At 54.3% G+C, this 13876-nt stretch carries 14 protein-coding genes; 9 read left to right on the forward strand and 5 right to left on the reverse strand.

Going from position 1 to position 13876, the window contains the following annotated elements; all coding sequences use genetic code 11:
* The first annotated feature begins 111 nt into the window (after positions 1–111).
* From ELR57_RS17820 to ELR57_RS17830, 3 genes are all read left to right on the forward strand, one after another.
* The gene (locus ELR57_RS17820) at positions 112–453 is read left to right on the forward strand and encodes a hypothetical protein (protein ID WP_126960435.1); all 342 of its coding nucleotides are present in this window, start codon (positions 112–114) and stop codon (positions 451–453) included.
* 138 nt (positions 454–591) lie between these two features.
* Positions 592–1791, forward strand: a complete 1200-nt coding sequence (locus ELR57_RS17825; protein ID WP_126960436.1) for an iron-containing alcohol dehydrogenase — start codon at positions 592–594, stop codon at positions 1789–1791.
* A 14-nt stretch (positions 1792–1805) separates the two neighbouring features.
* The gene (locus ELR57_RS17830; RefSeq protein ID WP_126960437.1) at positions 1806–2423 is read left to right on the forward strand and encodes a class I SAM-dependent methyltransferase; all 618 of its coding nucleotides are present in this window, start codon (positions 1806–1808) and stop codon (positions 2421–2423) included.
* 33 nt (positions 2424–2456) lie between these two features.
* Here ELR57_RS17830 and ELR57_RS17835 read toward each other — a convergent pair whose 3' ends face one another.
* The 5 genes from ELR57_RS17835 to ELR57_RS17855 all read right to left on the reverse strand — a co-directional run bounded on the left by ELR57_RS17835 (position 2457) and on the right by ELR57_RS17855 (position 6199).
* On the reverse strand, positions 2457–3242 hold the full coding sequence (locus ELR57_RS17835) for a nucleotidyltransferase domain-containing protein (protein WP_126960438.1): 786 nt from the start codon (positions 3240–3242) through the stop codon (positions 2457–2459).
* A 145-nt stretch (positions 3243–3387) separates the two neighbouring features.
* Positions 3388–3966 (reverse strand): hypothetical protein, encoded by a 579-nt coding sequence (locus tag ELR57_RS17840; protein WP_126960439.1) that lies wholly within the window; start codon positions 3964–3966, stop codon positions 3388–3390.
* Positions 3967–3978: 12 nt separating this feature from the next.
* Positions 3979–4758, reverse strand: coding sequence for an enoyl-CoA hydratase/isomerase family protein (locus ELR57_RS17845; protein WP_126960440.1), 780 nt, complete (start codon positions 4756–4758; stop codon positions 3979–3981).
* A gap of 35 nt (positions 4759–4793) precedes the next feature.
* Positions 4794–5651 (reverse strand): 3-hydroxyacyl-CoA dehydrogenase family protein, encoded by an 858-nt coding sequence (locus ELR57_RS17850; RefSeq protein WP_126960441.1) that lies wholly within the window; start codon positions 5649–5651, stop codon positions 4794–4796.
* Positions 5652–5797: 146 nt separating this feature from the next.
* A complete protein-coding gene (locus ELR57_RS17855; RefSeq protein ID WP_126960442.1) occupies positions 5798–6199 on the reverse strand; it encodes an acyl-CoA thioesterase in 402 nt (133 codons plus the stop codon).
* 209 nt (positions 6200–6408) lie between these two features.
* Here ELR57_RS17855 and ELR57_RS17860 point away from each other — a divergent pair, with 209 nt between their 5' ends.
* From ELR57_RS17860 to ELR57_RS17885, 6 genes are all read left to right on the forward strand, one after another.
* A complete protein-coding gene (locus tag ELR57_RS17860; protein ID WP_126960443.1) occupies positions 6409–7629 on the forward strand; it encodes an FAD-dependent monooxygenase in 1221 nt (406 codons plus the stop codon).
* A 40-nt stretch (positions 7630–7669) separates the two neighbouring features.
* Complete coding sequence (locus ELR57_RS17865) at positions 7670–8785, forward strand: cupin domain-containing protein (RefSeq protein WP_126960444.1); 1116 nt, start codon at positions 7670–7672, stop codon at positions 8783–8785.
* Between the two features lie 26 nt (positions 8786–8811).
* Entirely contained in the window at positions 8812–9657 is an 846-nt protein-coding gene (locus ELR57_RS17870; protein WP_126960445.1) for a fumarylacetoacetate hydrolase family protein, read from the forward strand.
* Between the two features lie 21 nt (positions 9658–9678).
* Complete coding sequence (locus tag ELR57_RS17875; RefSeq protein ID WP_126960446.1) at positions 9679–10860, forward strand: acetyl-CoA C-acetyltransferase; 1182 nt, start codon at positions 9679–9681, stop codon at positions 10858–10860.
* A gap of 12 nt (positions 10861–10872) precedes the next feature.
* Positions 10873–12423 carry a class I adenylate-forming enzyme family protein gene (locus ELR57_RS17880; RefSeq protein ID WP_126960447.1) on the forward strand — a complete coding sequence of 517 codons (1551 nt, stop codon included), beginning with the start codon at positions 10873–10875 and terminating at the stop codon, positions 12421–12423.
* A 190-nt stretch (positions 12424–12613) separates the two neighbouring features.
* A complete protein-coding gene (locus ELR57_RS17885; RefSeq protein ID WP_126960448.1) occupies positions 12614–13849 on the forward strand; it encodes an ABC transporter substrate-binding protein in 1236 nt (411 codons plus the stop codon).
* Positions 13850–13876 lie beyond the last annotated feature (27 nt).

Raw genomic sequence — 13876 nt, forward strand, 5'->3', positions numbered from 1 at the left:
CCATATGAACCGGGTAATGCTTCCCTATTTTTATAGCATCGGCAATTGGTACAAGCATGAATCGCAAATCGGCATAGCTTATGGTATCTCCATATAGAAAGGGTGAGAGTCATGAGCAAAGCTAGAGTATCCTCCTACTCCTACTCCAACAATCAACGTCATCAATCCGCGGAAAAGTTCGAATGCATCTGCAAACGCAAAGAGCAGCACAAATCCTACGGCTACAGCAACAAAAGCGGCGGCCATAAGTCCGGTGGCTATAGCAGTTACGGCAGTCAGAAGTCTAGCGGCCACAGCAACCAGAGCCATCAGAAGTCCGGCGGCCATAGCAATCAAGCGTATTCCAACTACGGCATGAACAAATCCGGCATGCAAAAATCCGGCGGCTGCCACAAACAGCAATGCGGCGGGAATTACGGCGGTTACCACAACTATTACGGCCCTTGGATCTAACGAAGGGCTCCTCCTGAATAAGCGATGGACGGCCGGCGGACGAGCTCCGCCGGCTTTCTCGCCGTTGAGAGGGATTGTCCGGCTGCCGTCGAATTAGGAGGAAGGACCACCTACTATGACGAGAGAGCGAGAACGATCATGTATAAACTCTATTGCAGGCTCTATCAATCGGCGTTGCGCTTGTTCTCCCGATTCATGCCTTGGCGCGAGCCGGAGATACTTGAAGGAGAGGGAAGTTTAAGACTGCTTCCGGCGTTGATTCAGCAACGGAGGATTGGAAGGGTGCTCCTTGTGACGGATCAAGGCATTCGAGCGGTCGGCTTAATGGACAAGCTTCTGGAAGGGCTGGACAACGCGAAGATCGCTTATTTTATTTATGACGGCACCGTTCCCAACCCGACCGTCGATAACGTCGAAGAGGCGCTGGAGATCTATCTCCGGAACGATTGCTCGGGCATCATCGCATTCGGCGGCGGTTCTCCGATGGACTGCGCCAAAGGAGTCGGGGCTCGCATCGCGCGACCGAACAAGAGCGTCGCCAGGATGAGAGGCATATTGAAGGTTAGGCGAGCCATTCCTCCTCTGTTCGCGATCCCAACAACTTCGGGAACGGGCAGCGAAGCTACGCTTGCGGCGGTCATCTCCAATAGCCGGACGCATGAGAAGTTCGCGATCAACGACCATTCCTTGATCCCTCATTACGCCGTGCTGGATCCCGCCCTTACCTATGGGCTTCCTCCCGCCATTACTTCGACGACGGGAGTGGATGCGTTGACGCACGCAGTCGAAGCTTACATAGGCCGAAGCAACACGAAGCAGACCAGGCAGCGAAGCCGGGAAGCGGTAAGCCTGATCTTCGGCAATCTCTTGGAGGCCTATCGCAATGGGGACAATCGGGAGGCTCGAGCCAACATGCAGAAGGCGTCCTATCTCGCGGGCTTCGCTTTTACCCGAGCCTATGTCGGCTACGTGCACGCTATCGCCCACACGCTTGGCGGCTTTTATTCCGTTCCTCACGGGCTGGCGAACGCGGTTATCCTGCCTTATGTTCTAGATTACTACGGAGCATCCGCGCATAAGCCTTTAGCCGAACTGGCGGATCTTATCGGGATCGGGGACCCGGCCGATACGACGGAACGGAAGGCAACGAAGTTCATTGAGGCCATTCGGATGCTTAACGAGGATATGGACATTCCGCGGAAGATCGCGGGAATAGCGGACAAGGATATCCCCGTGATGGTGGAACGGGCGTATCGAGAGGCGAACCCCCTTTACCCGGTTCCTCGAATCCTGTCCAGATCGGATCTGACGAAGCTATATGAGAGGATTAAAGCCTAAGCTGGAGGTCAACCATGAGCGAGAAAATCGGTCTTAAGCAATCCTATAATAACTTCGCGGAGCAGCGGGAACGGTCGGAGCTTGCGCCTTGGAAAAGAGAGGAGCGCGATAGCTTCCTGTCCATCGTTCTTGCCGAGAAGCGCGAAACGCTGCTGGAGATCGGAGCGGGACCTGGCCGGGACAGCCTCATCTTCAAACAGAAGGGGCTGAACGTAACGGCGACCGATCTGTCGGAGGAGATGGTGCGTCTCTGCAAGGAGAAGGGATTGGATGCACGGGTGATGGACTTTTGCGAGCTTGCTTTTCCCAATGAATCTTTCGATACGGTGTATGCAATGAACTGCCTTCTTCATGTTCCGAAGGCGAATCTAGACGCGGTTCTTCAAGAGATTAGAAGAGTGCTGAAGCCGGGTGGATTGTTCTTCTGCGGTTTATACGGCGGGGAAGAGACAGAGGGCATCTGGGAGAAGGACAATTATGAGCCAAAGCGCTTCTTCGCCATGCATGAGGATGACCGCGTCGTGGAGGCGTATGGCCGTTCATTCGAGGTGGAGGATTTCCATACCGTTGATATGGGGCCGGGCCGGCCCCACTTCCAGGCGCTGCTGTTGCGGAAGAGCGGCATGCTGTAACGGGCGTAGAGGAGACGGGAGCCGGACGGACCTTCACAGATCCAGTACCGGCACCTCTCCGTCTACCCAATTAAGCTGGCTGTCGACCATGAACTGGACGGTCCAGTGATGCTTCCAGGGGTACCAATCGTGGAAACCGACAATCGCTTCATAGAGCTTCTCGACGGACTCCGGAGTCTTATGGTTAATGACATCATCCATTAATTCCATTAAGTTATCCGGCTTCTTCGGGGTCTCGCTCAGCACTCGCCGGAACCACTTGTAGGAAGGGAACAGCGTCTCGTTATAAGCGAGAATCAGCCGTCCCGAGAAGTAGACGAATTGCGTCAGGGTGTAATCGATCAGCAGCCGATCGTCCCTCTTAAGCCCCTCGTAGTAGTACCATTTCCACGTCTCGAACTGGGCGTAGAACTTCTTGATGTTTTCCTCTTTCTTCTCCGCGGGGAAGCGAGCAGCGTCCCGGATCCACTCATCCAGGCCTTCGATCTTCGAATAAGCAACCCAAGCGTCCTTGAAGGCGAACCGCGAAGGCTCGCTGCCTCGCTCGGCTACGAGCTTAATGTGACCGGGCGAGACGTACTTGCCGTCTACATATCCTCCTTCGTAGCTGCAGGACTCGGTCTCGTAATAGCCGATGCCGTTGTTCGCCAGAGCCTTCGCGTAATCCTCGTCGGAGAGTACGATGAGAATGTCGATGTCTGACGTCTCGCCAGCGTAGCCATGCGCGATAGATCCTCCGACTACAACCCCCAGAACTTCCTCCCTAACCTTCAGCTTGTTCGTGATAGCATCGATAGCGGCTTGATGATGCTTGTACATGAGTGCTGCACCTCGCAGGATTCAGAGATAGTATCGAATACTATTACAATAATACCTTAAATTTACATTGTCAGGTGGATTTTTGGGAGGGTCGAAGTTTTTCTTCGGTTTCGTTTCCTTCGCTCAGCAAGTCTCCTTGCGATCTTCAGATCAGATAGAACTTGTTGTCGAACAGTCCTATCGGCCAATACCCTAGTTCCAGCACGGGCAGCAACGCAAGAAGCGGATTCGGATCGGCCGATTCGTCGGCGACGATCTCCCAACCGGTTGCGACGCCTCCAACGAAGAGAGCAGTACCGACGGCATAAGATAGGGCATTCCCCTCATCCTTGAACGCCGAGAAGGCGCCGTCGAAAGCGGCATGGAATATTCGCTCCGGGACAAGGTCCGCCGCTGCCGTTACATACGCCGTCCGATTTGTTTGCTCCGCGCGGGTCTTCACTTGCTCGGGCAAATGGAACAGGTGATGCCACAGCGAATCGTCCGTCAGATCAAGCCGGGCGATGAAGCCGTTCAGCTCTTCTCTGGTAAGCCAATGAAAAGCAAAGTCTTGCAGACCGAATTGCTTGGCAAAAGCGAGCACGTCATGCTCTGCTTGGCGTCGCGCCGACGGATCCCATGCAGCCGAATACCAAGGGATCTCTTCCAGCCGACGCGTCAACGTCATCACGCTTGAGGCATTAGGGCCAAAAATGTCTTCAGCGCCATTCGATGCAGGGGTCATCATGATAATCTCCTAGCGTCCTGCGTATTGGGGCTTTCTTTTCTCGAAGAACGCTGTCATGCCTTCAAGACGGTCCGCGGTTGCGAACGTATTGCCGAAACAAGCGGCCTCGAGCGTGAGGCCATTCTCCAGATCCATGTCCGCACCGGCCTGGACGGCGGTCTTCATCATCCGCATCGCTACCATCGGTTTCTCGGCCAGCTTGTTTCCCCATTCCAGCGCCGCATCGAGCAGATTGTCCAGCGGGACAACCTTATTTACCAATCCGCATGCCAATGCGTCCTGAGCGCTGATCATGTCCCCGAAATAAAGCAGCTCTTTTGCTTTCGCTTGCCCGATAAGACGCTGCAGGCGCTGCGTTCCGCCTCCGCCCGGGATAATGGCCAGATTGATCTCCGGCATCGCGATTTTGGCATTGTCCGAACAAATCCGGAAGTCGCAGCAAAGCGCCAGCTCGCAGCCGCCTCCAAGCGCCAGTCCGTTAATCGCCGCGATAACCGGCTTGCCGATCGATTCCGCCTTATGAAACGCTTTGCGAGATAATTGGTTCATCTTCGTCATTCCATTGTAATCGAGGTCTTTCATCTCCCCGATGTCCGCGCCCGCAACAAAAGCCCGTTCGCCCTTGCCTGTTAGAACGATTGCGCCTACATCGTCATTCTGCTCCAGTTCTTCAAGCATCTGATACATCTCTTGGAACAGGCGGGTATTGAGGGGATTCATAGGCGGACGGTTCAAGTGGATGACGGCTACTTTGCCGTGATAGGTCAATTCAAGAGTTTCAAGCTGCATCGAGAACTCTCCTTTATTCGATAGTCAAAGCCAGGTCACTTGTCGTAATCGTACCAGCCTGCTCCTGCTTTACGGCCTGTGCGGCCTGCCCGAATCAATCGTCTGAGCGAGAGAGGAGCCGCGAATCTCGGATCTTTGAACTCATCGTAGAAATAGTCCATGACGAAGAGCCCGATGTCGACGCCCGCGAAATCCTGAAGCGCAAAAGGACCCATCGGATAATTAAGCCCGAGCGTTACGGCCTTGTCTATGTCTTCCGGAGTGGCGACGCCTTCTTCGACCAGCCGGATAGCCTCGATGAATTGAGGGATCATGATCCGGTTTACGATGAAGCCCGGAGAATCCTTCTTCACTTCAATCGGTTCTTTGCCCAATTCACGGGCCAAATTCATCAGCGCGGACACGGTCTCATCGCTGGATTTAAGCCCGCGTACCACTTCCACCAATCTCATGACCGGCGCCGGATTGAAGAAGTGCATGCCTGCAACGCAATCCTGCCGCGCCGTCGCCTCCGCTAGCTGCGTAATCGAGAGCGAGGAGGTGTTCGTTGCGATGATGACACCCGGTTCCAGAATCTCATCCAGCTTGCGGAACATGTCTTGCTTAATCTGCATGTCCTCGACAATCGCTTCAATGACAACGGTTACATTTTGCAAATCGCGGACATCGGAAGTGATCTGAATACGGGCTAACGTCTCCTCGCGATCCTGCTCGGCGAGCTTGCCTTTATCCACCAGCTTTGCTAGCGAAGAAGCAATACGGTTCAATCCTTTATTCACAAGGGCATCGTTCAGATCGTAGAGGCTTACTTTAAAACCTTTCTGCGCTGCCAATTGGGCAATCCCGCTACCCATCGTTCCTGCGCCAACCACGCCGATTGTCTGTCTGGTCATCCCCATTCTTCCCTTCGTATGGATGTTGTGCAATGACAGGTTCATTATAGAAAAATAAAGGCATAATCAACACGTACATGATGCAGGAAAAACCGGAGCGGATTTTGTCCACGATTCACATGAAAGGAAGCCCGCTCTACCTTTGCTTATGAAAGCAATCTCTGCCGCAGCGCATCCGGAAGGGCATCCGCTTTTAAAGCTCCGCTCTGGAATACGGCCCACACTCTAACCTCGTATCCTTCCGCGATAAGCGTTTCTTCTCGATAGAACCGATGGGCGATTCGGATGACTTTGGTTTTGACCTCTTCTATGGATGAAACGACCTTCACCTCATCATCGAATCTCAAAGGCTCGCGGAACCGGCAATTCGCTTCGAGCAGCGGAAGGCCGACGTTCTCCTCCATCAGCTTACGTGTGGAGAAGCCGGCGGCAAGCATGAGCTCATGCGTTGCTTGATCCATCCATTTGTAATAATTTGGATAGAAGACGATGCCCGCCGCATCCGTTTCGCCGAAACGAACCTTCATTCTCCATTCATGGTTAAGCATGGTTGTCCTCCTAGGTCGGACCCTTGCGTCCGGTTATGGTAGCTTTTTCTATTATAAAGGACATGCGGGAATGCTTTTATCGTTACTGCGCAGGAAAAGCGGAGGGGACTTTCCTACATGGCGAACGTATCCGATAAAGCGTTTTCAAATTATAATGGCTCTAAGAATGGCACGGTTAATCATGAAGACGATTGGAAGGAGAACATGCCGTGAATAAGAGTTTGCATCGAACTGTCATCATCGTTGGCGCGGGACCGGTCGGGATGACCGCAGCGCTGGCACTGCGCAGCCAAGGCTTGCCGGCCACTATCTTGGAAGCGGAACCGCAAGGCCGATTTCGTCCCGGAAGCCGAGCGATTTTTATTCATAAGGCCACTCTTTCGTTGCTGGAGGATATTTGCCCCGGTCTCGGCTTCACCTTGAAGAATAACGGCATCATCTGGCCGGTCAAAAGAACCTTCTACCAAGGCAAAGAGGTCTATTCGCGCCGGTACGCCCCTCCTGAACCGGAACAGCTTCCTCACTTCACCAGCCTTGCGCAGGTTGAGATTGAACGTCATCTATATGAAGCCTGCTTAGAGGCTAATGTCGAGTTTGTGTGGAATACGCCTATTAAAGAGGTAACGACAGATAGCATCGGCGTTTTTCTGAGTACGGAATCCGGAGAAAGCTGGACGGCGGAGTACGTGATCGGATCGGACGGCGCCCGATCCGCGGTGCGCCGTTCCGCAGGGATTGAATTGGAAGGACCTCGTTCGAAGGATTCCTTCTTGGTCGTCGATCTGAAGGAAGACGAGAACGATCCGTTGCCGCTTGAGAGGACGTTCCACTACGAGCATCCGGCTATGGAAGGACGCAACGTGTTATTCGTTCCGTTCAAGGGGGGATGGCGGGTTGACTTGCAGCTGCTGGATGGCGACGATCCGGAAGCATTCGGAGAGGTTGAAGGGGTGCGCAAGTGGCTGCCGAAAGTGATGCATCCCAAATACGCCGACCGTATCACATGGGTATCCACTTATCAGTTCTATCAAGTCGTCGCCCGTTCGTTCACCGATGCGAATCGCCGTGTCCTCTTGGCAGGCGAAGCCGCGCATCTGTTTGCGCCGTTCGGCGCGCGTGGACTGAATTCCGGCGTACCTGACGCCATTCTGGTTGTGCGCGGGATCGTGCAGGCTTTGGGGGCGGAGGACGAAGCCTCGAGGGAGCAGGCGATTGCAGCTCCTGCGGAAGAGCGGAGATTAGCCGCTCAGTATAATCGGGACGCGGCAGGCATCGCGCTTGAGCATATCCAAGGCGGTTCGCCCTACATGAGGACGAAGCGCGAATTGGCGGCTTCCCTGTCTTCCGTGCTTCCGCGCCTCGGACGTTGGCTGGACGAAGGGCCGTATGGACCGAAAACAGGGCATTCTCAAGTGACAACCAAATATTGAGGATTGGCCGCAGTAGGCGAAGACGATAAGGAGGAGAACAATGAGTCAGAGCGAAGCAAGAATAGCGTTGAACGAATTCGCCGCTAAGATTTCCGAAGAGCATCTGGGACCGTTATGGGACAATTTGGGCCATATGATTACCTTGAAGCCCAAGCATGAAGTCATTCCTTACTTATGGAAATGGCAGACGATCCGGAACTATTTGCTGGAGGCGGGACCGCTTCTTGCTCTTGGGCGCGAGAGCGAGCGCAGGGTTATCTATTTGCAGAACCCTTCTCTTCTGAAAGACGGCAAGATCGGATATTCGACCAACACGCTGTACGTCGGCGTGCAGTTGCTTCTTCCGGGCGAAGTTGCGCCTTCCCACCGTCATTCCCAGGCTGCCATCCGATTTATCATCGAAGGAGACGGAGGCGCTTACACGACGGTTGACGGAGAGAAGACCTATATGGAGCGCGGGGATTTAGTGCTGACGCCTCCATGGACTTGGCACGATCACGGCCATGAGGGCACGGAGCCCGTATTCTGGATGGACGGCTTGGATGTTGGCTTAGTCAAGACGCTGACCGGCTCGTTCTTCGAACCCTACCATGAGAACAAATATCCGCTTTCCGGTCCCCCGGACGGCTCGGTGGCCCGTTATGCGAGCGGCGTACGCGCGATCTCGGAACGGAAACGCAAGGGATACCCCTCCCCTCTGATCAATTATAAATGGTCGAACATCAAGCAAGCCCTCGAGGGGCTCGAGCGCCTCGATCCGGATCCGTACGACGGCTATGCAGTCGATTACATCAATCCGACGACAGGCGGATCGGCCGATGCCAGAATCGGAACGACCATGCAGCGGTTGACGCCAGGCATGCATACCAAGGCTCACCGGCATGTCCACAGCGCAGTCTATCATGTGTTGGAAGGAAGCGGTTATACCGTCATCGAAGGGCAGAAGTTCGAATGGGAGCAAGGAGACTTCTTCGTCGTGCCGCCGTGGCTCTGGCATGAGCATGTGAATACCGGGACCGGCACGGTCCATCTGTTCTCGGTTAACGATCGTCCCGTCATGGAGATCCTCGGCTTGGAGCAGGAGGAGGAGCTAAGAGACAACAACGGACAGCAGGAAGTCGCGCGCACATTCGAGCCGGCCAGGCTGTCGAAATAAGGCATAAACATTGGAGGGGATAACGCATGAAGTTTGCTCTATTCAACGATTTTCAATTAGGACTCGTCCAGGATAGCCGCATCTATGACATCGGTCTTGTTCTCTTCGGCGCTGAACATCCTCATCCTTGCCTGATGAAGGCTTTCATCGACCAATATGACAGTTATAAGACGAACGTAGAGGAGCTGATAAAAGAAGCGCCTTCCTTTGCCCTCTCCGAAGTGCGGCTTCGTCAACCGGTCTCTAAACCAGGCAAAATATTGGCTGCTCCCGTCAACTACTATTCTCATCAACGGGAGATGAATTTGCATAACACGGCACGCGGCCTCGGTTTCTTCCTTAAAGCGAATACTTCGCTGATCGGGCCTGGCGATCCTATCGTATTGCCGGCGTACAAAGCGGGAAGGCGCATCGATCACGAACTGGAGCTGGCCATCGTCATCGGCAAAAAGGCTAAAAACGTGAAGGCAGCGGATGCGGGAGACTATCTGTTCGGTTACACTTGCTTGAACGATGTCACGCTAAGGCCGGACGAACAGAATGAAGAGGAAAGATGCCTGCGCAAATCCTTCGACACGTTTACGCCTATGGGGCCATGGATCGTCACCGCCGACGAAGTCGGGGATGCACAGAATCTAGAGATGGCCCTTCACGTGAACGACGAACGGAGGCAGAAGATCAATACCAAAGAGATGGTATGCGGGATCGGAGAATTAGTCGAAATTTTCTCTCATGTCGCGACGCTAGAGCCGGGCGATATCATAGCGACAGGAACGCCGGACGGAGTCGCGCCAATCCGGCGCGGCGATAGGGTGCGGATAGAGATCGAACGTATCGGCGTATTGGCAAATCCGGTGGAAGCGGAAAGCTAAAGGGCAGGGGAGGCAGGAACGATGAGAGCGCATGATGTTGTCCTCGTGGACGGATGCCGCACGGCATTTACGAAATTCGGAGGCCCCTTCCGCGATGTTTCTGCGATCGACTTAGGGGTTTGCGCCGCCAAAGAGGCGTTGGCCCGATCGGGAGTTGCGGCGGAGGAGATCGACCATGTCTTCTACGGCAACGTCATTCAGTCCAGTCCGGACGCCGTGCTGGCCGCAAGGCATGTCGGCTTGAAAGCGGGCGTTCCGGAAGAAGTGCCGGCGTTGACGGTCAATCGCTTGTGCGGATCGGGATTGGAAGCGGTTACCCAAGCGGCGCGAATGATCATGACCGGTGAACTGAAGGCAGGCTTGGCGGGCGGCGGAGAGAACATGAGCCAAATTCCGCATGTCATCCGAGGCGCTCGCTGGGGGATCCCCTTATTCGAGGCCCCTATGAAAGATTACTTGCATGAAGCGCTGTATGACCCTTACGGTCAGTGCTTCATGGCCGATACCGGAGAGAATTTGGCCGTAAAATACGGGTTGACCCGCGAGGAGATCGATCGTCATGCGCTTGGAAGTCATGAGAAGGCGCTTGCGGCGATAGAGAAGGGCGCATTCCGTGAGGAGATCGTTCCCGTTGCCGTCAAGGAACGTAAAGATACCGTCTGGATCGACAAGGATGAACATCCTCGCGCGACTTCGCTGGACAAACTCGCAAGGCTTGAGCCGAAATTCAAGTCGGACGGGGTTGTCACGGCCGGCAACGCGAGCGGCATCAACGATGGCGCCGCCATGGTCGTCGTAACATCGGCCGATTACGCGCAGCGCCGCGGGCTGAAGCCGATCGCGAGGCTCGCGAGTTGGGCCGTTTCGGGCGTCGACCCGAAACTCATGGGGATCGGACCCGTGCCTGCCATACGGAAAGCGCTGCAGCTGGCAAATCTGAAAATCGAAGATTTGGATCTAATCGAGATCAACGAAGCGTTCTCCGCTCAATATTTAGCATGCGAGAAGGAGCTTGGTTTCGATCCGGCTATCGGCAATGTAAACGGAGGCGCAGTTGCGCTCGGCCATCCCTTGGGAGCATCGGGAACGAGAATATCCTTGAGCTTGATCTACGAGCTGGGCAGAAGAGGCAAGAAATACGGAGCATCCGCCCTCTGCATTGGCGGCGGACAAGGCATCGCCGCGATATGGGAGAAGATCTAGGAGGCGAACGACATGGATTCGGCTCAGTCGGCATTATCCGTACCTCAATTGTTGGAGAGGGCAGCGCTAAGCAGGCGGGATCAAGAGGCCATTTATGATCTGACTCGACGGATGACCTATGGGGAACTGCAGACGGAAGTCGCGGAACTGTCGTCCGCATTGGTCACCTTCGGGGTCAAACCGGGCGACAGGGTAGCCGTGGCGCTGCCGAATTGGCACGAAACGGTAGAGCTGTTTTTTGCGGTGGCCCAAATCGGGGCGATCCTTGTGCCGTTCAATCCGAAATATCGTTTGCACGAGGTGCGCCATATCCTGATGAATTCCGGCGCAGAAGTCATTTTCGTATGCGATGAGTTTGAGAACGTAGGGTTGGAACAGATCCCTCCGACGATACGCGTGGTTACGGTGCGTTACCGGAAGGAAGGGGCTTTATCTCTAGAACAGCTGCGCATGCTGGCAGGGCAATCCGCTTTGCCTCAAATCGCAGCCGATCCGAACGAAGACGTGTTCTGTATCCTTTATACGTCCGGAACGACAGGGACGCCCAAAGGAGCGATGCTCACTCACCGGAGCATCGTGCAATCCGCGATCACGATCGGCGTCGGCCTTCAAAGCACGAGCGACGACGTGATGATGATTCTATCCCCGATCTACCATGTATTCGGCATGTCGGTGAATTTGATGTCCTCCATCTATTATCGGATGCGTGCGGTGCTCGTTCCTAAATTCAAGCCGGCGGACGCGCTGCGGCTAATCGAACAGGAGCGAGTGACGATTCATCACGCCGTTCCCGCGATCCTTAACATCGAATTGAAGGATGAGAATTTCGAATCCTTCGATCTATCTTCGCTAAGGGTCGGAATCACAGGGGCTGCTTCTTGCCCGCCGGATACGATTCGAGGAGTTCGCCAGAGGATGGGAATGCGTCTGTGCATCTCTTTCGGCGCGACGGAGACGGGTTCCGTAACGACTACGGGATACGACGATCCGGAAAGCAAAATAATGGATTCCGTTGGAAAGCCGTTGCCGGGCACCGAGGTCCGAATTGTGGACGGAGACAGGAGAACGCTCCCATTCGGAGAAACCGGTGAGATCGCCGTCAAAGGATTCGGCGTTCTCAAAGGCTATTACGGCATGCCGATCCCGACGCGCGAAGTGTTGGACGAGGACGGATGGTACTATACCGGGGACTTGGGAACGATGGGAAGCGACGGTTACATCTGTTATCTTGGCCGCAAGAAAGAACTGATCAACCGAGGCGGATTCAATATTTATCCTCAGGAGATCGAAGGGCTGCTGCAAAACCACCCGAAGGTGCTGGAATCCGCCGTCGTCGGTATTCCGGACAAAATTCTGGGCGAGGTGGTATGCGCTGCCGTTAAACTTCGTCCGCACTTGGAAGCCACCCAAGAAGAAATAATCGAGTATTTAAAGAGTTTTATCGCCGGCTACAAGCTTCCGGGCCATATTGTCTTCGTATCCGAGCTGCCGGCTACCGCCAGCGGCAAAATTCTGAAAACCAAATTAAAGGAGGAAATCCTAGAGCAATTGAATGCAGGTTGAAGAGGTCCTAAAATCCTACCCTCTTTTCCATCAGGAATGAGGGATTGCGCTGCTTTGTTTCCTACACCGTGAACGTACCCGTTGTCATGGCTGCACGGTATAATGAAATCGGAACATATTGCAAACGCTTTCAATGTAAATGTTGTAAAAATACCGGCGTTCTTCAATATCCAATAAGGAGGCAATTCCAGTGAAAGCAGCGAAAAGGAAATGGCTGGCGATGGGGATGGCAGTAGCGGTTCTAATAGCAGCGCTTACTGCTTGCGGCCCATCCAAAAACAATTCTTCAAGCAGTCCATCTAGCAGTCCGTCAACCAGCGCGTCAACGGAAGCAAGCAATTCGCCGAGCGCGAGCCCTGAGAGCACCGAGAGCAAAGAGATCAAGATCGGCCTCGTTCTCGCAGAAACGGGTCCGGCCTCTACCTTGGGCTTGTCGGAGGTTCAAACGCAAAAATTGTTCCAGAAGCAGCTGGATGCCCAGGGGCCGATCAACGGCACTAAGATCAAGTTGGTTCTGCAAGATTATGAGACGGACGATACGAAAGCGGTTATCGCGGTCGATCGGCTCCTCTCCGAAGGTGTCGTAGCCGTCGTAGGGGCGACGCAAGTGAGTACGACCGCGGCCATTCTGCCGAAGGTTGTCGATGCCAAGCTTCCTTTCCTAACGGTCGCGCCTGCCAATTCGAAAGCCTCGGATAATGTATTCGTCATGACGCCTAGCTCCAGCACGGTCGGCAGCGTTGTTCTCGAATGGCTGCAGAAACACAACATCACCAAAGTCGCCTGGATTAACGCCAAAGACGCGTTTGGCGTGGAAGGCAAACCGGCCTTTGAAGAACTGATCAAAGGAACGGATATCCAGATTGTCGCTCATGAAGAGTTCGACGCGACGGCTACCGACATGACGGTGCAATTAACCAAAATCAAAAAAGCAAAACCGGAAGTCGTTATCGTCTGGTCCCGGACACCCGGAGCCGGCGTCGTGGCCAGAAACTTCAAAACGCTCGGCTTCGACATTCCGATGATTCAAAGCACGGCAGCAGCCAACAAAGGCTTCCTAGAGCAAGTCAAGGACGATAACAAGAACATCTTCGTCGTTGGCAGCAAGCTAAGCGTGGCGGATAAACTGCCGGATTCGGATCAGAAGAGCAGGCTCATTGCCTTCCGGGATGCGTTCAAGGCCGAATTCAACGCCGAGCCCGATCTGTTCGCCGCCCATACGAACGACGCTCTCTCCATGATCGTCGATGCGGTCAAAGCGGGCAACACGACGTCGGAAACGATCTCGAACTATTTACGGACAAGTCTCGGTCAATATCCGGGCATTACGGGAACCTTCGATTTCGCCGAGTCCCGCGGAACGGCCAAGGCAGACGGCTTGGTTGTAATGGGCATTGAGAACGACGCTTGGACCTATAACGAATAAGCGAATTGGAATCTATGGTGGACTCTG

It is taken from the genome of Cohnella sp. AR92, from assembly GCF_003990975.1.
In the GTDB taxonomy this organism is placed as follows: Bacteria; Bacillota; Bacilli; order Paenibacillales; family Paenibacillaceae; genus Cohnella.